The sequence below is a fragment of the Bradyrhizobium sp. Ghvi genome, from assembly GCF_900115265.1.
Taxonomy (GTDB): domain Bacteria; phylum Pseudomonadota; class Alphaproteobacteria; order Rhizobiales; family Xanthobacteraceae; genus Bradyrhizobium.
Genome location: NZ_FOVU01000008.1, coordinates 79,580 through 103,289 on the forward strand (window position 1 = coordinate 79,580; position 23,710 = coordinate 103,289).

25 protein-coding genes and 1 pseudogene are annotated in these 23,710 nt (G+C 62.2%); 9 read left to right on the top strand and 17 right to left on the bottom strand.

What is annotated here, in order from left to right:
- Nucleotides 1-25: 25 nt before the first annotated feature.
- The 9 genes from BM374_RS26900 to BM374_RS26940 are packed head-to-tail and all read right to left on the bottom strand — an operon-like array spanning nucleotide 26 to nucleotide 7,052.
- Nucleotides 26-853, bottom strand: coding sequence for a transporter substrate-binding domain-containing protein (locus BM374_RS26900; protein ID WP_092299267.1), 828 nt, complete (start codon nucleotides 851-853; stop codon nucleotides 26-28).
- A 51-nt stretch (nucleotides 854-904) separates the two neighbouring features.
- A complete protein-coding gene (locus BM374_RS26905) occupies nucleotides 905-1,561 on the bottom strand; it encodes an amino acid ABC transporter permease (protein WP_092299270.1) in 657 nt (218 codons plus the stop codon).
- Between the two features lie 10 nt (nucleotides 1,562-1,571).
- A complete protein-coding gene (locus BM374_RS26910) occupies nucleotides 1,572-2,240 on the bottom strand; it encodes an amino acid ABC transporter permease (RefSeq protein WP_092299273.1) in 669 nt (222 codons plus the stop codon).
- Between the two features lie 51 nt (nucleotides 2,241-2,291).
- Entirely contained in the window at nucleotides 2,292-3,146 is an 855-nt protein-coding gene (locus BM374_RS26915; RefSeq protein ID WP_092299883.1) for a shikimate dehydrogenase, read from the bottom strand.
- Between the two features lie 14 nt (nucleotides 3,147-3,160).
- The gene (aroE, locus tag BM374_RS26920; protein WP_092299277.1) at nucleotides 3,161-3,988 is read right to left on the bottom strand and encodes a shikimate dehydrogenase; all 828 of its coding nucleotides are present in this window, start codon (nucleotides 3,986-3,988) and stop codon (nucleotides 3,161-3,163) included.
- Between the two features lie 3 nt (nucleotides 3,989-3,991).
- Nucleotides 3,992-5,233, bottom strand: a complete 1,242-nt coding sequence (locus BM374_RS26925; protein WP_092299280.1) for a CaiB/BaiF CoA transferase family protein — start codon at nucleotides 5,231-5,233, stop codon at nucleotides 3,992-3,994.
- The gene (locus BM374_RS26930) at nucleotides 5,230-5,697 is read right to left on the bottom strand and encodes a MaoC family dehydratase (RefSeq protein ID WP_092299283.1); all 468 of its coding nucleotides are present in this window, start codon (nucleotides 5,695-5,697) and stop codon (nucleotides 5,230-5,232) included. The genes BM374_RS26925 and BM374_RS26930 overlap by 4 nt, the downstream gene beginning before the upstream one ends.
- 19 nt (nucleotides 5,698-5,716) lie before the next feature.
- Nucleotides 5,717-6,103 (bottom strand): VOC family protein, encoded by a 387-nt coding sequence (locus tag BM374_RS26935; protein ID WP_092299286.1) that lies wholly within the window; start codon nucleotides 6,101-6,103, stop codon nucleotides 5,717-5,719.
- 4 nt (nucleotides 6,104-6,107) lie between these two features.
- Entirely contained in the window at nucleotides 6,108-7,052 is a 945-nt protein-coding gene (locus tag BM374_RS26940; protein WP_092299289.1) for a ketopantoate reductase family protein, read from the bottom strand.
- A 99-nt stretch (nucleotides 7,053-7,151) separates the two neighbouring features.
- Here BM374_RS26940 and BM374_RS26945 point away from each other — a divergent pair, with 99 nt between their 5' ends.
- The 3 genes and pseudogenes from BM374_RS26945 (at nucleotide 7,152) to BM374_RS26950 (ending at nucleotide 10,519) form a co-directional block, all read left to right on the top strand.
- A complete protein-coding gene (locus tag BM374_RS26945; RefSeq protein ID WP_092299292.1) occupies nucleotides 7,152-8,132 on the top strand; it encodes a LysR family transcriptional regulator in 981 nt (326 codons plus the stop codon).
- 86 nt (nucleotides 8,133-8,218) lie between these two features.
- Nucleotides 8,219-8,359, top strand: a pseudogene (locus tag BM374_RS39520) (MFS transporter); the annotation flags it as partial.
- Between the two features lie 207 nt (nucleotides 8,360-8,566).
- Complete coding sequence (locus BM374_RS26950; RefSeq protein ID WP_092299295.1) at nucleotides 8,567-10,519, top strand: alpha/beta hydrolase domain-containing protein; 1,953 nt, start codon at nucleotides 8,567-8,569, stop codon at nucleotides 10,517-10,519.
- 181 nt (nucleotides 10,520-10,700) lie between these two features.
- Here the strand turns inward: BM374_RS26950 and BM374_RS26955 are convergent, their stop codons facing one another.
- Nucleotides 10,701-11,213: an Lrp/AsnC family transcriptional regulator gene (locus tag BM374_RS26955; RefSeq protein ID WP_092299298.1), complete on the bottom strand. Its 513-nt coding sequence runs from the start codon at nucleotides 11,211-11,213 to the stop codon at nucleotides 10,701-10,703.
- 134 nt (nucleotides 11,214-11,347) lie between these two features.
- Between BM374_RS26955 and BM374_RS39200 the strand changes: the two genes are divergently transcribed.
- The 6 genes from BM374_RS39200 to BM374_RS26985 all read left to right on the top strand — a co-directional run bounded on the left by BM374_RS39200 (nucleotide 11,348) and on the right by BM374_RS26985 (nucleotide 17,619).
- A complete protein-coding gene (locus tag BM374_RS39200; protein WP_143270246.1) occupies nucleotides 11,348-11,614 on the top strand; it encodes a hypothetical protein in 267 nt (88 codons plus the stop codon).
- A complete protein-coding gene (locus BM374_RS26965; protein WP_092299304.1) occupies nucleotides 11,581-12,870 on the top strand; it encodes a 3-methyl-2-oxobutanoate dehydrogenase (2-methylpropanoyl-transferring) subunit alpha in 1,290 nt (429 codons plus the stop codon). Before BM374_RS39200 ends, BM374_RS26965 begins: the two co-directional genes overlap by 34 nt.
- 3 nt (nucleotides 12,871-12,873) lie before the next feature.
- Nucleotides 12,874-13,887 (top strand): alpha-ketoacid dehydrogenase subunit beta, encoded by a 1,014-nt coding sequence (locus BM374_RS26970; protein WP_092299307.1) that lies wholly within the window; start codon nucleotides 12,874-12,876, stop codon nucleotides 13,885-13,887.
- Nucleotide 13,888: 1 nt separating this feature from the next.
- Complete coding sequence (locus BM374_RS26975) at nucleotides 13,889-15,160, top strand: dihydrolipoamide acetyltransferase family protein (RefSeq protein ID WP_092299310.1); 1,272 nt, start codon at nucleotides 13,889-13,891, stop codon at nucleotides 15,158-15,160.
- A 7-nt stretch (nucleotides 15,161-15,167) separates the two neighbouring features.
- Entirely contained in the window at nucleotides 15,168-16,565 is a 1,398-nt protein-coding gene (gene lpdA / locus BM374_RS26980; protein WP_092299313.1) for a dihydrolipoyl dehydrogenase, read from the top strand.
- A gap of 289 nt (nucleotides 16,566-16,854) precedes the next feature.
- Nucleotides 16,855-17,619 carry a hypothetical protein gene (locus BM374_RS26985; protein WP_177248552.1) on the top strand — a complete coding sequence of 255 codons (765 nt, stop codon included), beginning with the start codon at nucleotides 16,855-16,857 and terminating at the stop codon, nucleotides 17,617-17,619.
- A 37-nt stretch (nucleotides 17,620-17,656) separates the two neighbouring features.
- Here BM374_RS26985 and BM374_RS26990 read toward each other — a convergent pair whose 3' ends face one another.
- From BM374_RS26990 to BM374_RS27020, 7 genes are all read right to left on the bottom strand, one after another.
- The gene (locus tag BM374_RS26990; protein ID WP_244552703.1) at nucleotides 17,657-18,106 is read right to left on the bottom strand and encodes a tetratricopeptide repeat protein; all 450 of its coding nucleotides are present in this window, start codon (nucleotides 18,104-18,106) and stop codon (nucleotides 17,657-17,659) included.
- A gap of 169 nt (nucleotides 18,107-18,275) precedes the next feature.
- Complete coding sequence (locus BM374_RS26995) at nucleotides 18,276-18,680, bottom strand: hypothetical protein (protein ID WP_092299319.1); 405 nt, start codon at nucleotides 18,678-18,680, stop codon at nucleotides 18,276-18,278.
- Between the two features lie 12 nt (nucleotides 18,681-18,692).
- On the bottom strand, nucleotides 18,693-20,315 hold the full coding sequence (locus tag BM374_RS27000) for a type II and III secretion system protein family protein (RefSeq protein WP_092299322.1): 1,623 nt from the start codon (nucleotides 20,313-20,315) through the stop codon (nucleotides 18,693-18,695).
- 415 nt (nucleotides 20,316-20,730) lie between these two features.
- Nucleotides 20,731-21,150 carry a TadE family protein gene (locus BM374_RS27005; protein ID WP_092299325.1) on the bottom strand — a complete coding sequence of 140 codons (420 nt, stop codon included), beginning with the start codon at nucleotides 21,148-21,150 and terminating at the stop codon, nucleotides 20,731-20,733.
- Entirely contained in the window at nucleotides 21,147-22,562 is a 1,416-nt protein-coding gene (locus tag BM374_RS27010) for a pilus assembly protein TadG-related protein (protein WP_092299328.1), read from the bottom strand. The genes BM374_RS27005 and BM374_RS27010 overlap by 4 nt, the downstream gene beginning before the upstream one ends.
- An 8-nt stretch (nucleotides 22,563-22,570) precedes the next feature.
- On the bottom strand, nucleotides 22,571-23,008 hold the full coding sequence (locus tag BM374_RS27015; RefSeq protein ID WP_092299331.1) for a hypothetical protein: 438 nt from the start codon (nucleotides 23,006-23,008) through the stop codon (nucleotides 22,571-22,573).
- Between the two features lie 53 nt (nucleotides 23,009-23,061).
- The gene (locus tag BM374_RS27020) at nucleotides 23,062-23,709 is read right to left on the bottom strand and encodes a methyltransferase family protein (RefSeq protein WP_092299334.1); all 648 of its coding nucleotides are present in this window, start codon (nucleotides 23,707-23,709) and stop codon (nucleotides 23,062-23,064) included.
- Between the last annotated feature and the right edge of the window lies 1 nt (nucleotide 23,710).

Below are 23,710 nucleotides of genomic sequence, written 5' to 3' on the forward strand. Positions count from 1 at the left end.
ATCGCGCGTCGGCCGCTTGCGGTGGCTACTGGACTGTGAAGGGAACGCCGGGGACCGAGTCCGGGAAGATCGGCACGGGCGCCTTCATCCACTTGGCGTAGAAGCCGGCTAATTTGCCATTGGACTTGATCTGGTCGATGAATTTGTTGGCCGTCTCGTTCCACTCCTTGTCTCCCAAACGGGTACAAGCCCCGTTGTACAGAGCGGTGAAGTGAAGCTTGGGCTCGAACCCGAGTTCCGGCTTCGCGGCGTTCAGACGCTGCGGGTAGAAGCTGTTTGCGCCGACGGCCTGCACCTGGCCGGAGAGCAATGCCTGGATCGTGGCCGCGTCATCGTCAAACCTGCGGATTTCGGTGCCCGCTGGCGCACTGTTGGTGACCTGAGTGTCCTGCGTCGAGGATCTCGGAACGCCGATAACGTACTTGCCCATGTCAGCATTGCTGTTGATCGGGGTCGCCTGGGCAGCGACGAGCGTGATCTCGTTGGCAACATAGGGCTTGGAATACTGCACGGCCTTTGCACGTTCGGGCAGCATGGCCATCGTCGCGAACAGAATGTCCACGCGGCCCGTCGTCAGTGCCGGAATACGATTGGCGACCGCGAGCGGGACGAACTCGGCCTTCACACCGAGATAGTCAGCGAAGGCGCGCCCCATGTCGGCATCGATGCCATCCTGCTTTCCCGAGCTGTCGACATAGCCCCAGGGAGGATTGTCGCCCTGAATGCCGATGACTACGACGCCCTTCTTCTTGACGTCTTCCAGAGTGCCCGCCTGCGATTTGCCTGCGGCGGCGATTGCCGCCAACGCCAGCAGCGCGCCCCCGAGCTGGCGACGATTGAATAAAAACAACATGAGTATCTCCTCCTGGTGATGGCTGTGTTTGATTGGGTAGGGACGCCATTCCTACCTTTGACTGGCCAGGGCCAGCCTGGCCTCCATCCGGCTGCCCCACCATGAGAGTGGCCAGCATAGGATGAAATACATTGCGCCGACCACGCCGAAGACGAGCAACGGCTGGAAGGTCTGGTTCGAAACGATCTGACCGGCGCGGGCGAGCTCGATGAAGCCGACGATAGCGGCGAGCGAGGTGCCCTTGATGAGCTGCACGAGATAGCCGATGGTCGCCGGCAGTGAGATGCGGATGGCCTGCGGCAGCACGATGTCGCGCATGCGGGAGGAATAATGCAGCCCGAGCGCCATCGCCGCCTCGGTCTGACCGCGAGGGACCGCCTGGATTGCACCGCGCCAGATCTCGCCGAGGAAGGCGGAGGCGTTCACGGTAAAGCCGATCGCCACAGCGACGAAGGCGTCGAGCTTCAGCCCGGTGAGCGCCAATCCGTAATACACGACGAAAAGCTGCAGCAGCAGCGGCGTGCCCTGGAATACCCCGATGTAGATGCGGGTGATCCATTCCACACCCTTGTGACCACAGGTGCGCAGCAATGCGATAGCGAGTCCCGCCGTGCAGCCGCCTGCGAATGCGACCAGCGTCAGCAGCACGGTCCATTGCAGACCACGCAGCAGGAAGCCGAACTCCGGAAGACCAAAATGCGGTGTCATAATCTCCTCCTCAGCGTGTCGGATATGAGAAGAAGCGGTGAGAGATGGCCGCAAAGCCCAGCATCAGTAGCCAGGAGATCCCGAGATAGAGGAAAGTGACGGAGAAATAGACCTCGAAGCTGCGGAATGTGTCGCTTTCGATGCGCTGCGCAACCGATGTCAGTTCGTAAGCGGACACCGCCGAGCATATCGACGATGTCAGCGTCAGCATGATGAACTGCCCTGTGAGCGAAGGGTAGATCGCACGAAGAGCGGGCTTGAGCACGATGAAACGGAATACCTGTCCTTTGTGCAGTCCAAGCGCGTAGCCCGCCTCGACTTGTCCCTTGTGAATGGATTGCACCCCGCCGCGGATGATCTCGATGGCGTAGGCGCCGCCATTGACGCCGAGGGCGATGATGGCGGTGGCTGTCGGATTGAGCTTCAATCCAATGAGTGGCAGGGCGAAGAACAGAAAAAAGATCTGAACCAGGAAAGGAGTATTGCGCACGATCTCGACGAAGCCGATCACGAAGGCACGCAACCAGGCCGCCTTCGCATCGCGTGCCGCGACGCCGGCGACACCGATCATCATTGCAAGCGTCATTCCGGCGAGCGCCAGGGCCAACGTACCCACACACCCCCACAGTAGGGTGGGCATCGCATGCCAAACCACGGAGAAATCGAGCGTATAGCCCATCTTGCGTTTCCTCTCGGGCGTTGTGCGTGCCGCTCGCCCATCGGCTGGGTGTTACCCTCCCAGGGTCGCGAAAGTCGCGAAGAAGACGTCCGGATCGGGTGAGATGCCCGTGAACAGGCGGAATGCCTCCGTGCCCTGGAAGATCGCCATGCCGCCGCCGTCGACCGTGCGGCAGCCGAGGGCACGCGCCGTGCGCAGCAGTGCGGTTTCCAGCGGGAAGTAGACGATCTCGGCAACCCACAGATCGGCACGCAGCAGGCCCGTCGGCAGCGGCGTGCCCGGATACTTGTCCATGCCGATGGGCGTCGCGTTGACAATTCCGTCCGCGGCAGCCACAGCCGCAGCGACATCATGCCCGACCTTCAATCGCCCTTCCGCAAAGCGGGGGGACAAGCCGTCCACCACATTCTGCGCCTTGGCCGGATCGACATCGATGATGGTCAGTTCCTCCACGCCCAGTTTCATCAATGCGAAAGCGACCGCCACGCCGGCACCGCCGGCGCCGAGTTGGACGACGCGGCCGAGCGGCGCCCCGGCCATGTTGCGGCGAAAGTTCTCGGCGAAGCCGAACCAGTCCGTGTTGTGGCCGGTCATTCGGCCATTCCTGATCACCACGGTGTTCACCGCACCGAGCGCCTGAGCGTCAGGCGAGAGCTCGTCCAGCAGTGGAAGGATCGCCTGCTTGCAGGGATGGGTCACGTTTAACCCGTCAAAGCCCATCCGCTTTGCAGCCGTAAGCAACTCCGGCAGCGCCTCCACACCGAGCTTCAACTCTGTCAGATCGATCTTTTTGTAGAGATAGCGGATGCCGGCGGCGTCCGCGGCCGCTTCGTGCATCGGCGGAGTGCGGGAGGCAGCGATTCCACTGCCGATCAGCCCGACGAGAAAGCTGGACTTCGGATGCATGCTCGGCATCGCCGTCAGCTCAATGGGACAGTCAGCTCGGCGATGACCTGAGCCGTGCTTGGTCGAACGCCACGCCACCAGGCAAAAGCTTCCGCCGCCTGCTCGACCAGCATGCCGACGCCGTCGGCGAGCTTGGCTACGCCTTCGGTGCGGGCCGCTCGCAGAAAGGGAGTGAGCCCCTTGCCGTAAGCGAGTTCGTACGCGAGCTCCGCGCCCCGAAAGACATTCCCCGGAAGCGGCGGCATCTCACCGCGCAAGCTGGCGGATGTCGCGTTGACCACGACGTCGTAGCCCTCGGCAAGATCGGCCAACTCGGCATAGCCGCTGACGATCAGGGGACCACAGCCGGCAAACTCTTCGGCCAATGCCACCGCCTTCGACAGCGTTCGGTTGACCAGAACCAGCTCGGACGGCTCCTGGCGCAGGAACGGCAGCAGCGCGCCACGCGCCGCTCCTCCAGCGCCGAGCATCAGGACGCGGCGGCCGGCCATTTTGACGCCAAGATTGACCGTGATGTCGCGCACGAGGCCAATCCCGTCGAAATTCTCGGCAATGATCCGATCGCCCTCGAACTTCAGGCAGTTTGCGGCGCCTGCTCGTTTGGCACTCTCTGAAAGCACGTTTGCATAGGCGAAGGCATCGAGCTTGAACGGGGCGGTGATATTCAGCCCCTTGGCGCCCCCGGTCCGGAATTGTTCAACCCGTTCCTTGAAGCCATTGAGGGGGCCCTCGATCGCCTCATACACAAGGTCCTGTCCCGTCATCTTGGCGAAAGTGCCGTGGATGAGGGGTGATTTGCTGAAGCCGATCGGATTGCCAATCACCGCATAACGATCGCTCATGGCTCACTCCCGCACGGCGGCTTCGTTGTACAACACGCCATCGCGCACCATCGCCTCGACGGCTTCGCTCGACAGTCCGAGCGAGGCCGCAATGCGCCGATTGTCCTGGCCGAGCAGTGGCGCCGGGGTACGCACCGTGGTGTCACACCCGGAGAAGCGGAACGGCAGGTTCGGCAACGTCACCTTACCTAGCACAGGATGTTCCTGCTCGACCAGCATGCCGCGCGCATGGATCTGCGGATCCTTCACGACCTCCTCGATGGTCTGCACGGGAGCGGACGGCACACCTGCTTCGTCGAGGGCCGCGAGACAGGCATCCCGGGACGGTTGCGACAGCGTCCAGTTGCGCACGAGCTCCATCGCTTCGGCATAATGGGCGTTCCGCGCGGCCGGCGTGGTGAATCGCTCGTCGGATGCCAACGTGGCTCCCCCGATCAGATTCGCCAACCGCCGCCACGCGTCGTCGACTTGCGCAGCGATGACAAGATTGCCGTCCCTGGCCGGAAAGACGCCGTAGACAGTCGAGTCCGGCTGGCCGCTGCCGGTCTGCTTCGGCAGATCGGTACCGCCGGAGAGGAAGTAGCGCTGAACCGCATAGTCGTGCATCGAGACCATGCAGTCGTACAGCGCCAGATCGATATGCTGGCCCCGCCCGGACGATGCGCGGCCGACCAACGCTGCGTTGATCGCAGCCACACCGTGAATGCCGGTATACATATCCGCGAGCGGCATCCGCAACAGCGGCGGCGCTTCGCCGGGGGTACCCAATTGCGCCAGGGCGCCCGACATCGCCTCCGCGATCAGGCCGAAGCCCGGACGGTCGGCGTAGGGACCGGTGTGGCCATAGGCGGAGACCGAGCAGTAGATCAGTCCGGGGTTCCGCGCCGAGAGCGCCTTGTAACCGAGCCCGAGGCGTTCGAGTGCACCCGGGCGGTAGTTCTCGATGAAGACATCGGCCGTGTCGACCAGCTTCATCATCATGTCGAGACCGCGCTTGTCGCGCAGGTCGATGCACAGTCCCTGCTTGCCCATGTTCTGCTGCAGGAAGTAGCCGGATTGTCCGTCCTTGAAATAGCCGTGGGCGCGGCCCGCGTCGCCTTGCTTCGGACGCTCCACCTTGATGACCTCCGCGCCCATCGCGGCGAGGCAGCGGCCCATGAACGGGCCGGCCAGAAAATGGCTGTAGTCGATGACGCGAATGCCCTTGAGCGGCAAATTCTGGAGCGGCGGATCTTGCTCGGTCATGCCTGCTCTCCTGCGGCGGCCTTAGGGCGCATCGGGATCATCAGCCGATGCTCACCGAGCTGCACGACTTCGCCGTGCTGATTGATCAGCTCCGAGGGAAGCACCACGATGCCCCACCCATCGCGCTTTGTTGCGCGCATCGAGCCGACGCGGAACTTTACGTGCACGGTGTCACCGAGCTTGATCGGCAGCTTGAAATCCCAGGTCCAGCCCAGCGACATCCCCGGAAGGAAGCGGTAGTCGGCGCGCGTCTTCAGACCGTCGGCGAGGGACAAGCCAAACAGCCCGTGCGCGACCCGCGTGCCGAAGGGTGTAGTTTTGGCGTATTCCTCGTCGACATGAACAGGCGTGAAATCACCTGTCAGTTCGGCATAGGCGTTCACCATCGCCTCGGTGACGGTCACCGAAGGGGTAACGCATTCGTCGCCGACCTTGGCATCGTCCCAGTATCGTTCATCGGTCATGTCGCGTCTTCCTCAAACTCTAGGCACGGGGATTGATCGCCAGGGCCGCTTCTACGGCACCTGCGCTGGCTTGCAGGATTTCGATGTTGAGCCCGCCCGGCAGCTCGAGCCAGTTCGGCCCCGCAGGCAACGCCTTGGCACCCCAGGCGGCGGCACGGGCGAGTACACCTTCGTAATCGTCGACCATGATGCCGAGATGGGCGAGACGGCCCTCCGGTCCGACAAAATGCGGATCCTCGATCAGTTGCACGCTTCCGAGCACCCAAACCTGACGCGGCCGTGCGCCATCGGCGGGCTGCTCGTCGCGAATGGAAAGACCAAGCACCTCACGAAAGAAGCCGACGTGATGGTCGACATCCGGCACACGGATCGCGACGTGTTCGACGTAAGCGCGGGGCAGCGACATCGTCTCAGGCCTTTCCCGGATAGTCGCTGCGGGCGTATTCGAGCCCCTTGACCAACGCGACGAGTGTTGAATTGACGGGGGTCGGCACGTTGAGCTTGGCGCCCCAACGCACGACCGAGCCGTGAATGTAATCGACCTCGGTCAGATTGCCGGATTGCAAGCTCTGCAACATCGATGTCTTGAACTGGGGCGGTAGTCCAGCGGACGCCATCGTCCAGGCGAGGCGCGGATCGGCGATGGAGATCTTCACGCCGGCAGCCTGCGCGACGGCGATGCCCTCCGAGATCGCGGCCAGCGCGCAATCTTCCAGGATCGGCAGCGAATAGAGACCGCCATAGGTCAATCCGGTAATGGCGGTGATTCCTCCTCCGGCGACGTTGATGAACAGCTTGTCCCACATCGTGCCAAGGATGTTGTCGCTCAGCAGCGTGAGAATGCCGGCACCATTAAAAGCCTCGGAAATCCGCTGTGCGCGTTCCGTCAAGCGTCCATCGAGTTCGCCGATGATGGTTTCCTTGCCTACGACCCCGGAGCGAACGTGACCAGGGCCGAGCAGCACGCCACCCACGTAGGTCTTGCCCGCCATGACCCGGTCACGACCGACTTCCTCGGAAAGGATGTCCTCGTGACCAAGACCGTTTTGAAGCGACATGACAACCGTCTGCGGCCCGATGATCGGCGCTGCCGCACGGATTGCATCCCGCGTGTGATAGGACTTGACGAGGACGATGACGAGGTCCGCCACTGCGCCGACCTGGATCGCCGAGGTGCAGGCGGAGACCTTCACGACGGTCTCGGCGTCTCCCTCCAGCATCCGGAGACCACCGGCATTGATCGCGTCGACATGGGCCTGGAACGGATCGATCAGCCAAACTTCGGCTCCGCCACGCGCCAGCGTCCCCCCGATGGTCGAGCCCAAGGCTCCCGCTCCGATAAAGCAGATCCTCATCCGAACGCTTCTCCTCGCCTTTTTGGCGTTGAAGCGTGCTAGCAGGCCGCCCTGTATTTGGATATGCTATGATCCTTATACCCATTATTGCGGATTGCAATGAAGCTCCGGGACCCCTCCGAGACGAATCTGCTGGAGCCTCGCCTGCTCCGGCTGTTTGACGCATTGTTCTCCACGGGCAGCGTCACCAAGGCAGCCGAAAAGCTCGGTCAAAGCCAGCCGACCATTTCGATCTGGCTGGCGCGCCTGCGGAAGGAACTGGACGATCCGCTCTTCATTCGCTCGGCTGAGGGAATGCTGCCGACTCCGCGCGCCGAGGCGCTCATCGGCACGGCCAGACAAGCGCTGGAGATGCTGCGACGTCTGGCGGAGCTTCGTTCCGAGTTCGATCCAGCGACTGCAAAGCGGCGCTTCGTCATCTGCATGACGGATGCGAGCCACATCACACTGCTTCCGGCCATGCTCGCCCACGTTCGTCGTGTTGCGCCGGGCATCCGTATCGAGGCCGCGCAGATCGGCGGCGATACCCCACGAATGCTGCAGTCTGGCGAGGCCGATCTGGCGCTCGGCTACATCTCGGACCTCGACGCTGGACACTTCCAACAGTCGCTCTTTCCGCAGGACTGGGTCTGCCTTGCGAACGCAAGACATGCCCGGATCCGTGACCGCATCACCGCAAAGGATTTCAGGCGTGAGGCGCACGTCCTCATTCGCTCCGGCACCGGACATCAATTGCTCGCGGACGCGCTTCGGGAGCAGCAGATGCTTCTCGACGTTGCGCTTGAGCTCCCGGGCTTTTTGGGGCTACCCGCAATCGTCGGGACGACTGACCTGATCGCAACGCTTCCAAGGCACATCGGCGAAACGCTGGCTCACTATTACGGACTGCGCGTGCTCGATTGCCCACTGGCGATCGCCGATTTTACCGTGAAGCAATATTGGCACGCCCGCTTCCATCACGACCCCGCGAACCAGTGGTTGCGTGGCCTATGCGGGGAGCTCTTTCAACAGCAGGACGTGCGGGGTCTGCATCGTTCCGCTCGGCCAAGGAAACGAAGGCCACGCGATTTGCCGTCATAATCGTTGCACTGCCTGATATCTGAACACGCGCTTCGTCAACGCCCTCGCAAACGCCCAGCTTTCGCGAAGAGCAGCGCGCCTGGCGCTATCTGATCGGGTGGGTCAAGGAAGCCACGGGCCAGACCTCGACTGGCCTCCTGGTGCTCGCAGTGCTGCCCCTGATCGCGGGCATCCTCGCCCTCATCGGCGGCCACGACAGCAAGCACGAGTTTGCCGAAGAGGGGCGGCAAGCCTTTCCTACATCATCCCGGCACGCCAGCGCCTGTGCCTCGCCGGCTCGGGAGAGATATGCAGCCGAACGTTTGCCAGGCCGACAATTCTCGGGTTGGCGACCGTCTCGAGCATCACGATCCGGCGGCTACGCTTGCGCGGCTTGCCACCTCGAGCGCGCCGCGCTCTACTCGCGGAGTCAGGATTCTGGGAGGAGGCACGACATGGTACGCCACCGCGCGCTATTGAGCGGACTGATAGTCCTCGCGCTTGCCACGTCTGCCAAGTCCGAAGTGACCCGCTTCAACGTCCTCGAGCGCACCACATCCGCCCTGCAGGGCCGCAGCTTCGGTGCCGCCGGTCAGGTCGAGAAGATCGCGGCGAGTGCAACCATTGCGCTCGATCCGGCCAATCCCCGCAATGCTGTGATCGCCGATCTCGAGCGTGCGCCGCGCAATGCGGAGGGCAAGGTCGAGGCCACCAGCGACGTCATAATCGTCCGCCCCGCCCATCCGAACGGCATTCTCCTGTTCGAGATCCCGAACCGCGGGCGCCGACTCATTTCGGCTTGGTTCGACGACAGCTCGATCAAGGGCAGCGTGCACCTCGAGGAGGCTGATGACGCCGGCCGCGGTTTCCTGCTTGCGCAGGGATATACACTGGTTTGGGCCGGGTGGCAGGCGGATGCACCTACGGGCCCCGGCCTGTTGGGCATCCGTGTGCCGGTCATCGCCGGACTCACTGAAACCATACGAGAAGAATGGAGCTTCGGCGACAACACCAGCCCGCATCGCGCGACGCTGAGTTATCCGGTCGCCGACCGGGCAAGCGCCCATCTGACGGTGCGCCCCCGCGCCGACGATCCCAGGCAAAATCCACCCGAGCTCAAATTCAGCTTCGTCGACGACACCAGCATCGAGATTACACGGCCGCCCGGCATGATTCCGGATGCGCTCTACGAGATGACCTATACGGCGCGCGATCCAAAGGTGATCGGCATGGGCCTTGCCGCCATTCGCGATGTCGTCTCATTCCTGCGCCGCGAAGGCAGTTCGGCGAATCCGCTCGCGGTCGACGGGCAGAGCAGCGTCTCGCGCGCAATCGGGCTTGGGATCTCGCAATCGGGCCGGGTGCTCCGTGACGTGCTTTACCATGGCATGAATGAGGACGAAGCCGGGCGGCTGGTGTTCGAAGCGATGATGCCGATCATCCCCGGCGCGCGGCGCAGCTTCACCAATGACCGCTTCGCCGAGCCCGGCCGCAATCCGGGGCCGGAGTTCGATCGGCTTTATCCGGTGCTGCGTTTTCCCTTCACCTATGCCGTCACCGAGGATGCCTTCACCGGCCGGCGCGACGGTCTGCTGCTGCGCTGCAGCCTGACCAATACCTGTCCGCGCATCATGCAGGTGGATTCAGAGTTCGAGTTCTGGGGCTCAGAAGCGAGCCTGCTCGTCACCGACACGCGCGGGCGCAATCTGGAGCCACCGCCCGAGGTGCGGCTCTACATGATAGCCGGCATGCCGCACGGCAATGTCGCGAGCGCGGTCGTCACCCGCAAGCCTGCTTGCACGTTGTCGCTCAATCCAGTGTATGGCGGCCCGGCCTACCGGGCGCTGCTCACGGATCTGCGCGCCTGGATCACCGACGGCGTCGCGCCGCCGGCGAGCCGCTATCCCACGCTGGCGCAGAATACGCTGGTTGCAGCCGGCGACGTCTATCCGGTGCCGATCCCGGGGCTGTTCTATCGCGCGCAATATGCGCATGCGGAAGCGATCGAGCAGGCCGCGCCGTTGCCGAAGGTGCATGGCGAGTATCCGCTCTACCTGCCGCGCGCAGGCGCTGACGGCAATGCGCTTGCGGGCATCCGCCTGCCGCTGCTCGCCGCGCCGCGCGCGACCTATACGGGCTGGAACCCGATCGCCGGCGCCGATGGCGCGCAGACGCTCTGCACCCAGATGGGCGGCACCCTTCCCTTCGCCGGCTCTCGCACAGAGCGTCTCGCGAATGGCGATCCGCGTCCGTCGATTGAGGAGCTCTATCCCACGCCGGAGTCTTACGTCGCAGCGGTCAAGGCCGCGACAGCGCGGATGGTCGATGATCGCCTGCTGCTGCCCGAGGATGCCGCCGATGCGGTCGCTGCCGCACAAGCCGGCACGCTGGCCCGGCTTGCGCCTTGATTGGGCCGATGAGGTGGATGCTGACTGAAACGCAGGGTTTGTATTCTGAAAAAATGCGATGCACTGCGCTATCGACTGCACCGCAGCCCGTTCCCGTTCCATCTGCTCGGAGAGGCGTGATTGCAACGGATTCCTGCCGATGCGGCAGGGCGGAGCCGTTGCGATGAAGCGCCACTCCTCGCTAGACCTGCACTGAGGTCAGCTTCTTCAGGCAGCGCAGCGCAAACGATGAGCGGCTGTGGCGGATGCCTGGGATGCGATAGAGCTTTTCGCGCAGGAAACGTTCGTAACCGGCGGTGCTCTCGACCGCGACCTTCACGACGTAGTCGTAGTCGCCGGTGGTGAGATAGGCTTCGATCACCTCCGGCAAGCTCGTGAGCAATTGGCCGAAACGTTCGAGCATCTCCTCGTCGTGGCGATCGAGCGTCAGCTCTATGATGACTGTTTCAGGCAGGCCGAGCTTATCCTGATTGAGCAGCGCGACGTAGCCATCGATATAGCCCTGCGTCTCCAAACGCTTCAGCCTGTTCCAGCATGGCGTGGTGGAGAGCCCGACTCTCTCGGCGAGTTGCGCCGTCGTCAGGCGCGCATCCTGCTGCAACGCGCGCAGGATCTTGCGATCGATCTCGTCGAGCCGAAGCGCATCCTTCCGGGGAGATTTGACCGGCCCTGCGGCACGTTCGACTGGCGCCATACCGAGAACTCCATTCTGGGCTTATAGTCTGAATGTAGAATATCCATACTGCCAATCCAAGCTGCACCCAGATTAAAGGAACAACAATCCTGACCTTTTCCAGTACGTTATGCCAGTAAAACGAGACATATGCGGTGTTTCTTCTCGAACTCCAGACCAGCGATATGCACGCCGCACTCGGTCGCCTGCTCGACCAGGCGCGCGTTGCAGGGCTGCGGCTTACTGCCGTCAGCGCACGGGCAGAAGCGAGCGAATGCCGCATCTCGGCTTCCATAGACATTGATGACCGCGACATCGTCGACCGGCTCGTTCGCCGGGTTGGCGCGTTGTTCTGCATCGATGCGATCGAGGTGAGAGGTGAATGCCAATGCCCGACTCCGACCTCACACATGACACCGTGATCCCGCAGCGCGAGGCAGCTCAATCCACGGAGCCTGCGCCACTGAAGCTGCACGTGCCGGAACCGGCAGTGCGCCCGGGCGGCACGCCCGATTTCTCGAACATCCGCATCCCGCGCGCGGGTCAGGTGGATCGTCCCAGCGTCGACGTGGACGCCGAGGCGATACGCGACCTCGCCTTTTCAGTCATCCGCGTGCTCAATCGCGACGGCGAGGCCGTCGGTCCCTGGGCCGGCCAGCTTAGCGACGACGAATTGCTCGAGGGCCTGCGTCACATGATGACGCTGCGCGCGTTCGACGCGCGGATGCAGATGGCGCAGCGCCAGGGCAAGACATCGTTCTATATGCAGCATATGGGCGAAGAGGCCGTGAGCTGCGCCTTTCGCAAGGCACTTCTCCCGGGCGACATGAACTTTCCCACCTACCGCCAGGCGGGCCTCTTGATCGCCGGCGGTTATTCGCTGGTCGAGATGGCCTGCCAGATCTACTCCAACACGCACGATCCCCTGAAGGGACGCCAACTGCCCGTGATGTATTCCTCCCGGGAGCATGGCTTCTTCTCGATCTCCGGCAATCTTGCCACTCAGTACATCCAGGCGGTCGGCTGGGCGATGGCATCTGCGATCAAGAACGATACCAAGATCGCAGTCGGCTGGATCGGCGACGGCGCAACCGCCGAATCCGACTTTCATGCCGCGCTGGTGTTCGCCTCGACCTACCGCGCGCCGGTCGTGCTCAACATCGTCAACAATCAATGGGCCATCTCGACGTTCCAGGGCATCGCGCGCGGCGGCTCCGGCACGTTCGCCGCGCGCGGCCTCGGCTTCGGCATTCCGGCGCTACGCGTTGACGGCAACGATTACCTCGCGGTCCACGCAGTCGCAAAATGGGCCTGCGAGCGCGCCCGCCGCAATCTCGGCCCGACCCTGATCGAGCACGTGACCTATCGCGTCGGCGCCCATTCCACCTCGGACGATCCCGCGGGCTATCGGCCGAAGACGGAATCGGAGGCATGGCCGCTGGGAGACCCCGTGATCAGGCTGAAGAACCATTTGATCGTACGCGGCGCCTGGTCAGAAGAGCGGCAGAAGCAGGCGGAGGCCGAGATCATGGACACCGTGATCGCGGCGCAGAAGGAGGCCGAGAGCCACGGCACGCTGCATTCCCCTCAGCATGCCTCGGCGCACGACATGTTCGAAGGCGTGTTCTCGGAGATGCCGCCGCATCTACGCCGGCAGCGCCAGGAAGCCGGAGTCTGAGCGATGCCGCGCAAAACCATGATCGAGGCGATCCGCGAGGCCATGGACGTGATGATGTCGCGCGACGGTGACGTCGTCGTGTTCGGCGAGGACGTCGGCTATTTTGGCGGCGTATTCCGGGCAACGCAGGGCCTGCAAGCGAAATATGGAACGAGCCGCTGCTTCGATACGCCGATCAGCGAGCTCGGTATCGTCGGTATCGCCGTTGGCATGGCAGCCTATGGCTTGAAACCCTGTGTCGAGATCCAGTTTGCCGATTACATGTATCCGGCCTACGACCAGATCGTCTCGGAAGCCGCGCGGCTGCGCTACCGCTCCAACGGTCAATTCACCTGCCCGCTCGTCGTTCGCATGCCCACCGGCGGCGGCATCTTTGGCGGGCAGACTCATAGCCAGAGCCCGGAAGCGCTGTTCACCCATGTCTGCGGTATCAAGACCGTCGTGCCGTCGAACCCGCGCGACGCCAAGGGCCTCTTGATTTCTGCCATCGAGGACCCCGATCCCGTGATCTTCCTGGAGCCGAAGCGGCTCTATAACGGCCCGTTCGATGGCCATCATGACCGGCCGGTGACGCCGTGGTCGAAGCATGATCTTGGTGAGGTCGACGACGGACATTTTGCAATTCCGCTCGGCCGCGCTGCCATCCGCAGGCAGGGCACGGCCGTCACCATCCTTGCCTACGGCACGATGGTTCACGTCGCCGAGACGGCCGCGGCGGAAACCGGTATCGACGCGGAGATCATCGATCTGCGTACCTTGCTGCCGCTCGATCTCGATACCATCGAAGCCTCGGTCAGGAAGACCGGACGCTGCGTGATCGTGCACGAGGCAACGCTCACATCCGGCTTCGGGGCCGAGCTCTGCGCGCTGGTCCAGACGCGATGCTTCTATCATCTGGAGGCACCGATCGTTCGCGTTGCCGGCTGGGATACGCCCTACCCGCATGCGCAGGAATGGGACTACTTCCCAGGACCGGCGCGGATCGGTCGCGCGCTAATCGAAACGCTGGAGGCTTGAGATGGCCGAGCGCGTGGTCAGGCTGCCGGACGTCGGCGAAGGCATCGCCGAAGCCGAGCTCGTGGAATGGCATGTGAAAGTCGGTGACGTCGTCCGGGAGGACGCCGTGCTCGGCGCCGTCATGACCGACAAGGCGACGGTGGAAATTCCCGCGCCGACGGACGGACGCGTCACCTGGCTCGCCGGCAATGTGGGCGATCTTCTGGCCATCGGTTCGGACTTCGTTCGGCTGGAGGTCGACGGCAAGGGCGAGCCGGCGAAGGAGCAGGCCAAGCTCGCATCGCACGTGACGGCTGCTGCGGCCAAGAGGTCCGATCCTGTCGCAACCGCGCCGCGGGCGCCGGCGAGCGAGCCGCCGGACGCGCAGGGCTCGCAGCCCTCCGCCTCGCCCCTTCACCGCGCAGTCGAACGCCCTTTGGCCGCTCCCGCTGTCCGCCTCCGCGCCCGCGAGGCAGGCGTCGACTTGCGGCAGATTCGCGGTACCGGCCCGGCTGGGCGGATCACTCACGATGATCTCGACGGCTATCTCGCGCGGGGCCGCACCGGGACGACAGCGAGGCCGCATCCGGCGCAAACTGCGGTCACCGATATCAAGATCGTCGGCTTGCGCCGCAAGATCGCCGAGAAAATGTCGATTGCGAACTCCCGCATGCCGCACATCACCTATGTCGAAGAGGTTGATGTCACGGCTCTCGAGGATCTGCGCGCGAAGGTCAACGGCCAGAAGCGGCCGGGCAAGCCGAAGCTGACATTGCTGCCGTTCCTGATGCGCGCCATGGTACGCGCAATCGCCGAGCTGCCGCATCTCAATGCCCATTTCGACGATGAGGCCGGGATCGTGCACCAGCACGCCGGCGTTCACATCGGGATAGCCACCCAGACCCCGACCGGTCTGATGGTCCCCGTCGTCCGGCATGCGGAGGCGCGCGATATCTGGGATTGCGCCACCGAGGTCGCGCGGCTCGCCGAGGCGGCTCGCCACGGCAACGCGACTCGCGACGAACTCACCGGCTCAACGATCACCATCACATCGCTCGGCGCGCTGGGCGGGCTCGCGACGACGCCCATCATCAATCATCCGGAGGTCGCGATCGTCGGCGTCAACCGGATCGCCATCCGGCCGCACTGGGACGGCACGGCCTTTGTGCCGCGCCAGATGATGAACCTGTCATCCAGCTTCGACCATCGCGTGATCGACGGCTTCGATGCAGCTCAATTCGTGCAACGCATCAAGCTATTGCTGGAAACGCCCGCCATGATCTTCATTGACTGATTGAACGATGCCTGAAATCACCTGCAAGCTCCTTGTCATCGGCGCGGGCCCCGGCGGCTATACCTGCGCGATCCGCGCCGGTCAGCTCGGCATAGATACTGTTATCATCGAAGCCGAAAAGCCGGGTGGCACCTGTCTCAATGTCGGCTGCATTCCTTCGAAAGCCGTGATTCACGCGGCCCACGAGTATGAAACGATTGTCGCTGCAGCCGAGGGTAAGAGCGAGCTCGGAATCTCCAGTACAAAGCCATCGCTCGATTTCGCCAAGACCATAGCCTGGAAAGACGGCATTATCAGGCGCCTGAACGGCGGCGTGGCCGGCCTCCTGAAGAAAGCAGGCGTCAGGCTCATCGCCGGGCACGCTCGCTTTCGCGATGGCAAGTCCATCGAAGTCGAAACGCAATCCGGCCCTCAGATGATCCATGCCGAAACCGTGGTGATCGCGACGGGCTCCGAGCCCGTCGCGCTTCTGCACATGCCACTCGGAGGCCGAGTGATCTCGTCGACCGAGGCGCTTGCGCTCGCCGAGATTCCGAAGAAGTTGGTCGTGGTCGGCGGCGGCTATATCGGTTTGGAGCTCGGCACGGCGTTCGCGAAAATGGGCGCGGCCGTCACGGTCGTCGAGGCCGCGCCACGCATTCTGCCGCAATATGATGGCGAGCTAAGCGCACCGGTCGCCCGGCGCCTGAGCGCGCTAGGAGTCTCTGTTCTGACAAGCGCGAAAGCCAAGGCGCTCGTCGCGGATGGCACCGCGCTCGCGATCGAGACCGCCGACGGCCAGCAGACGACGCTGGATGCCGACAAATTTCTGGTTACGGTCGGCCGTAGGCCTGTGACGTCTGGCTTTGGCCTCGAGATTCTCGATCTCGACAGGAGTGGGCCTTTCATCAGGATCGACGACCGGTGCCGCACGTCGATGCGCGGCATCTACGCGATCGGCGACGTCACGGGAGAGCCGATGCTGGCCCATCGCGCCATGGCGCAGGGCGAAATGGTCGCAGAGATCGTCGCCGGTCAGCGCCGCGCCTGGGATCGGGTTTCGATCCCGGCGATCTGCTTCACGGATCCAGAGATCGTGACCGTCGGCCTGTCACCGAGCGAGTCAAGCGGCAGGGGTTTCGATGTCAAGACGGATCTCTTCCCTTTCAAGGCCAACGGCCGCGCACTGACGCTGGAGCGCGAGGACGGCTTCATCCGGACCGTTGCGCGGGCCGACAACCATCTTTTGCTTGGTATCCAGGGCGTAGGCGTCGGCATTGCCGAGCTTTCAGCCGCATTCAGCCTAGCGCTGGAGATGGGCGCGCGGCTCGAGGATATCGCGATGACCATCCACGCGCATCCGACCCAAAGCGAAGCGTTTCACGAGGCAGCACTGAAATCGCTTGGACACGCGATTCATTTCTAGAACATCTATCGCCGGCATCCTGGCCGTCATCGGCGGCCACGACAACAAGCATGAGCTTGCTGATCAGAAGCGGTAGGAGTCAGCTGCGGGTTATTGATATTCAATGACTTAGCGGTCGCACCTCTGGACTTCTCAAACTGCAGCGGGCGCCGGTTCGCCCTACGCTTGGAGCGACTCACGCCGCGGCTTAGAGTCTTTTCCGTTCCGATTGATCGGCTCCCCGGGTATCCTATTCTGGCCGAGTCGGCGGAACTTCTGAAGTTGATAGATGGCTGCATGGAGAGCGGAGATGGGCCGGCTCGATAAGCAGATGGAGCCCTTCCACCCTGCCGCTCATCTGACGACGGCGGATCGCGAGAATCTAGAGCTAGAGCAAGTCGACACGGAATCATTCGTTGATGCGGCCCGAGGGGAAGCCGCCTCGTCGCCCGCGCATTTTGGGTCGGGCCGGGCGGCGACCGGCGTAACGGGCTCGACCAATTGGCGCGATCGAGCACGTCGCATCTGGCGGCGCCATCTCCAGCGCGATCAACTCCCCCGGACGACCGGAGGGTCGATGGGAAACTTCGAGCGGTGGTCGATCGCACTGCTGAGCGTCGGCTTCGTCGTGAGTTGCGTTTGCGCGATCATGGTCTTCATGCAGGTCAATGCGCACAAATTGGAGATCGCAACACTGCAACGTGACATCATCGCGCTCAAGCTACACGTAGCCAGGCTCGATCAGATCGCAAGCGCCAATGAGATGCGTGAAAAGGCAAGCAGTGGAACGCCCAAGGCGCCGTCGGAGACCCTACCCGACCAGGCTCCGCTCATCCTGTCACGTGAAGAGATTCAGCTTGTCCGAGACTATATCAAGCCTGCACCAGTTGCTGGCCCCGCGACTGAGACGATAAAGGTCGGCGATCCCGTCGTGGGAGAAACCGTTGCCTTTCCCTCTCCGATCACGGAGAAGGTGCGGAAACTGCTCGGCGCACGATTTACCGTTCGCAATGGCGTTGTTGTCATCGTCCGCAGTGGCAGCCGTCACGCTGATGCTGTGATTGGGCCAAATTGACGAGAGTTGGCCGTGATCGCAGCAGCCGATCGACCACTTAAGGCTGGTTGTTTGGCGGTCTTTCAATGAACCGCCGGCTGCCGTTGAGAAGCTCTAGGTTATTGGCAATGACCGGGTTGCCTGGATCGAGCGAATAAGCTTTCTCGAACTTTCGGCGCGCCGCACTCAGATTGCCGCGCAGCATGTACGAATATCCCTGATCGTTCAGGATCTGCACAGTCTCGCCTCCCAGGCGGATCGCCTGAGCATAAGCCTGGTCGGCAAGGTCGAAGCGGCGCAGCTTGTCGTAGCTTGCGGCGAGCCCAATCCAGGCCGTGACGTCCTTGGGTGATTTCTCGACGGCATCCTTGAAATAGCGCTGTGAGATTCCGTAACTGCCGCGATTGTAATGCTCCAGGCCCAGCCGCACAGGCTCGTCCGAGGGGTAGTACTTGACGTCGGTCGGCTCCTGCACGGGGTCGCCGCCCGGCGGATCGACGGGAGCCACGATGGCGGCTTCCCTCGTGGTGTAGTCACATCCCGCAAGGCCTGGCGCCAACCAGCAGCAGGCTAGCATTACAATGGCACGTCGCATAACCCTTGTCCCCCGCCCGGTTCAGCGCATTCACTGCACCAAGCGCAAATACCCGTGGCTCAACTCACTTACCAAAAAACCACTACCTACTTCCTGGCGCTGGCCCGCCGACCGGCACTGAGATTCCCGACGATGTTCCCGCCCCCAATCCTTCCACGCTGATGTTCTGGGTTGGAGCAGTCCGCACGCCCATCTGTTTCGTCGGATCGCCGTTGTCGGGAAGCTGATCCACAGGCTGTTTCGTGTTGCCATAGCGCGTCACGGCGGCGCCCACACGTCGCGCATCGTATGCGATCCGGCGATCACCGACGTATCGCGGCCATGGATGGATCGTGTGGGTGACGGCGTTGACCTGCTTGGCATCGCCGGCGGTCATCGTAATGGTGTCGGAACGCTGGAAATAGCGGTCCACCTCATCATGACCGGCGAGACCATAACACCCCCCAAGGAGGAAGGGCGCGAACAGAGCCAGATACCTTATGGTCATCTCTCGCTTCCTCTAGTTGAGGGTTTTCACGACCGGCTGATCGACAGCAGCGGCCGGAGCCACGACGGGCGCTCGGACTTCAGGAGCGATGATGTGGCCGTAGGGACCCTTCACCTCGCCACCGGAATTGACGTAGTCATTGTAACGTTTGCGAACTTCCATCTGGCCGTTGAGGAAGAAGTCGACATCGTTCGCCGGCAGGCGGGAATCGAGCGGCGACGCCAATTGCTGACCGGGGGCCGCCGGCGCGACCAGGTGCGGCGTCACGATGATCACCAGATCCGTTTCCTCCTGCTGGTACGACTTGCTGCTGAACAAGGTCCCAAGCACGGGCACCGAGCCGATCCAGGGCAATTGCGAAACGTCCTGGCGATTGCGGGTCTGGAGCAGGCCGGCGACTGCAAAGCTCTGGCCGTCGCGCAACTCCACCGTCGTTCGCGCATCGCGTCGGGTGAGGGCCGGAACGGTCGTGCCCTGGATGGTAATCGCATTGGTGAAATCAAGCTCGCTCACGGATGGCTCGACCCGAAGATTGATCACGCCGCGCGAGAGCACGGTGGGGACGAAGGAGAGCTCAACACCGAACTTCTTGTAATCGATCGTGATGGTGGGAAAACCGTTCGTCGTCTGGGTCGGTATCGGCACTGGAAACTCGCCGCCGGCCAGGAAGCGGGCTGCATCACCGGAAAGCGTCGTCAAGTTAGGCTCCGCCAGCCGGCGAGCCAATCCCTTCGTTTCTAGCGCCGAGATCAACAAGTCCACCGAGCCGCCGTTGCTGGTTCGGATGATGCTGGTCAACAAGCTTCCGAACGGGACAGGAGCCACACCGCCCGCAGTGCCAACAAGCGTATTCAATGTACCGAGCAATGGGATAGAGCCAGCCGGCGGGCCCACGTTTGGCATCGCCACTCGGCCGCTATTCGGGTTGATCGAATTCGACCCGCCGAGGCCAGTATTACCAATATTCGATCCGCTGGCGTTCGCGGCATAAAGGTTCATACCAAGGTCGCGGCCAGCCTGCCTGAAAACCTCGAGAAAGCGCACCTCCAGCATCACCTGCTGCGGGGCCGCGACGCTCATCGCGTTGACGACCGTGCCCCCTTTCGCGACCGTGCTGGTGGCGATCGCCATGGCCCGCTCGGCCGTAACCGCATCGGCGGCCGTTCCGCTGAGCACCACCTGGCCCTCGGATGCCGAGACGCGGATCCCCTGCCCGCCAGTGCTGCTGCGAATGTTCTGCTGGAGATTGCCGGTATCGATCACGACCTCGACGTCGAGGATGCCGATCTGCTTCATCGAGGAGTCGAGAAGGATGACATTCGTGGTGCCGGTCTGCTTGCCCTGGACGTAGATGAGGTGATCGCTCAGCGACTTCACATCGACGATGTCAGACGAGCCCGCCACGATCGTCGCAAAGGGTGTGTCGACCTTGAAGGTGCGCGACTTGTTGACGACGACCTTGACCCGCTGGACGTCGTTCATTTCGCTGACGAAGACGCCGCCCGAGGAGCCCCGCCGGTCCGCAGCCGCCGCAGGATCCGCGAACCCATACGAGGCGAGCGCCACCGCCAGCCCCATCGCACCGAAGGCGAGAAGCCGCCCTACCTTCTTACCCGAAACGCGATGACCACCCATTCGAGTCCCCCACTGTGATCCGCGGCTATCCCCGCAAATCTACGTGCTCGATGTCCCCAACAATTCTCCTCTGCGTATCACGACGCAGAGTTTACAAGCTGTCCCACTACAATTCGTTACTTACATGCTTCCAAGATCATCGTCCCTCAAACAGCCTTCTTGCAAGAAGAGACGCTGACTGAACGCTCTCAAACGGCACAGAAAACTTGGCAATGTTGCCAGCAAGCATCATTTCCTCTGCTTCCATCGTCGAATGTCGCTGGCTCGCCCACATGGTGATGTCCACGGACGCGCCAACGCGGACCGGCGCAGCCGCGAGGCGATCGGGTAAACGTAAGGTATGCTGCCATATTCAGGGTGAGTCGGGCCAAGCCCATTGAGGCCGGTCGGGTGCTCATTGGCTGATCCCGGGGTACTAAAAGGGAATGCTCGTGGAGGCGCTCGGCGCATTCAATTTTGTGCCCCATATCGGCATCAGCATTTTAAAGGCTGTTTGAGAAGCTGTAATGGTCAGATTGCTGGGGCTGGATCCTGCGGTCATTGTCGGCGTGAGGCCGCCGAAATACAGGAAAGGCGCAATATTCTTCCTCTGTGCGACAGGCAGGTAGGTGTTGATATCGATACAACCGGAGGGTGATGTGTTGTTGGTCACATCAGGTGTGTAGCACCTGATCATCGTTGCCCGGGCGCCCGCGCTCGCGAGTGTCCGCAGGGATTGTATGGTAATCGCATAGCGTCCGACATCGAAGATTGCGAATATCAATGTGAAAAGCGCTGTGAAGACGAGGACGAATTCGAACGCCGCGACACCGCGATTGTCGAGCTTTCTCATCACAGCACCAAACCGACAACCTGGGTGTAAGCGACGGGACCACACCCTTGCGTGCTCAGGAAGCCGCCCCCGCTCATGGTGAGTGTTTTGGCGATCACCTCTGAACACGTCGTGTTTGAACTTTGAGTCCCTCCATTCCAGGTCACGTCGACGAACGGGAAATACACCGCCCCGCCTAATGCGACCGCACCACCGCCGTTGATCGTGACGGCATTGCTGGACTTCGTCGGCGCCTGATCGTCGATCAAAACGCCGTTCAGATCTGCCGAAAACGTGTTGGTGACGGGAGCAGAGAGAGCAACCGTGCCGCCGCTGATGGAAAGGCTCGAATCTCCCAACAATACCAGGGTCACGCCCAGACCTGTGCCAGCAGGCGGCCATTTTGTGCAGGCGTTGCAGGTGACCGTTCCGCCATTGATTTTTATTGTCGCATTATAAAAGACGTACGTGCCCGGAGCGAAATCCAACCAGTCTCCGGTCGTCACCGTCAGGCTTCCATACGCCCCAGTGGCAGGAGGAGCATTCGGGGACGTCGTATAACAAGTCTTGGTGCCGGCGGGCGGCGCTGGCGAGGTGGGACATGTTACCTTTGTCTTCGGATTGGAACTGCCAGTCCTGCTGTTGAACGATTCGCTGTTCAACTTGCTAAGCGGATTGGTTGCGTTCGGCATAAAATAGTTGTGCGTCACAGTGATGTTGCCGCACGTACTGACTGGGGTGCAGCCAGTTTGACCGTAAACCGCCCATCCCGAACCCGTGAAAGTTGGCGTGCTGGCAAACTGAACGGTGGTGTCCGACATCATCCCGCAGCCAGTTCCGTTGTTGCTGAGGTTGCCACCAAGCTTAAGCGCGCCTGAGTCAGGCCCAAGCGCCAACGCACACAGTTTTGTCGGGTTCTGGACCAGAGCAATGGCTTGGGAGGGAATGTTGACCGATTTAACACCCAGCACTCCCGCCAAGTAGGTCGGCTGTTGCTGGCTGACGATGGCGCGAACGGCATTACCGGTGCCTTTAGGTGGCGTTGTGAATGTGCCCCCATTGTAGTCGCCGACAAAATCGCCGATATCGATCTGCACCGCCCGCGAGATCTTGTTCGGAAGGGTCGTCACACAATGGCTCCCGGGATAGGCCGTGTTGTCCTTTGGATTTGAGTTGCAAAATGCATTCTGTGCCGCGAATTCCTTGCCGCGATAATCCACTGTTTGTGGATCGCAGTTCGACGCGCCGGCAATCGTGCATGCAAGCCGCAAGGCGCCCGAATAGGCTGCCGCATCGGCGGCGTTCTGCGCGTTCTTCTTGGTGACGTACCAGGATCCGGCCTCGGCCCCAAGCGAGACCACTCCGATGAGCGGCACGAGAGCGATGGCTGTCGCGAATGCGGTTGAGCCTCGTCGCGAATGGATCAGATCACGCATGGCAACACCTACTGGAAACGTTCTGAATAAAGCAGCGTGTACGTACAAGAGGTGGGACAAAGCACCGGTCTCCAAAGAGAACCAATCGGAGCCAAAGTGACAGTCGTCGTAAATGTAAAGTATTTCGGTGAGGCAAGATTGCTCGACGAGCAGGCAGCGCCCGCATCTCCGCATATGACCTGGATGTTGCCGATCGTATAACCGCCGACTGTGTTCTGCAGCCCCGGCCTCCAGGTCACCGTACCGTCGGGGCCGAGCGGATTGTAGTACTGCAAATATTGGCCGTAGCCGCGCAACGCCGACCACGCGGCGGTAAACTGGAAGCCCGCGGCGGCTACGTCGGCGAGCGGCACAAGCAGGAACGAAACCAGGAATATGTAAACGATCATGGTCTCAAGCGCGACGGCGCCACGTTGATCCGCGATGAACGACTTATTGCGGCTCATGAGTTACCTCGACCGATATTCACCGGTCCGGTCATGGACCGGATCAACAACACTCACCAAACGTAAGGGATCACCCTCCAGCGCGAAGCCTCGTAACTCGAATATTCAGGGCAGTTGCGCCGAAGCAGGTCCTCTTCGTAATGAATTCGGCAAATCTGGACGCCGATATGCAGGACGAGCAGGATCACTGTCAGCGGCGTCAGGCTTCTCAGCACCACACCCAACAGCGCGATCTCTTCGGCAAGATAGAGCGGGTGCTTGATCCAGCGGTACGGACCCGTTTGCACGACGTTACGCGCCTGCGGCACCAGACTGAACGACCTGCCGAGATGCCTGATGGTGACCAGCATCATGACCATGCCGATCAACACGCAAGCGGTGGACGCCAGATTCGGCAACGCTTTGTCGGTTTCGCCGAAGAAGGCGATGGTCCATGGCATGTAGGTGCCGACGAACGCTGCGATCCTTGGGAGAAGGCCATTCGCGTGCGCCTTTGCCGGCGGCCGCGTGATGATCAACAGCGCCAGCAGCACGTAGAAGACAGCGAGACAGAAACTCGACAGAAGCGACGGCCAGGGATCACCAACCGACGATCCGACCTTGATCGCAACGCCAAGCGCCAGCAACAAGAACCACATGCCGCCGAACAATTGCATGGTCCGGTCGTAAGGGAAGATTTTTGACAGGGCGACCGTGGTCATG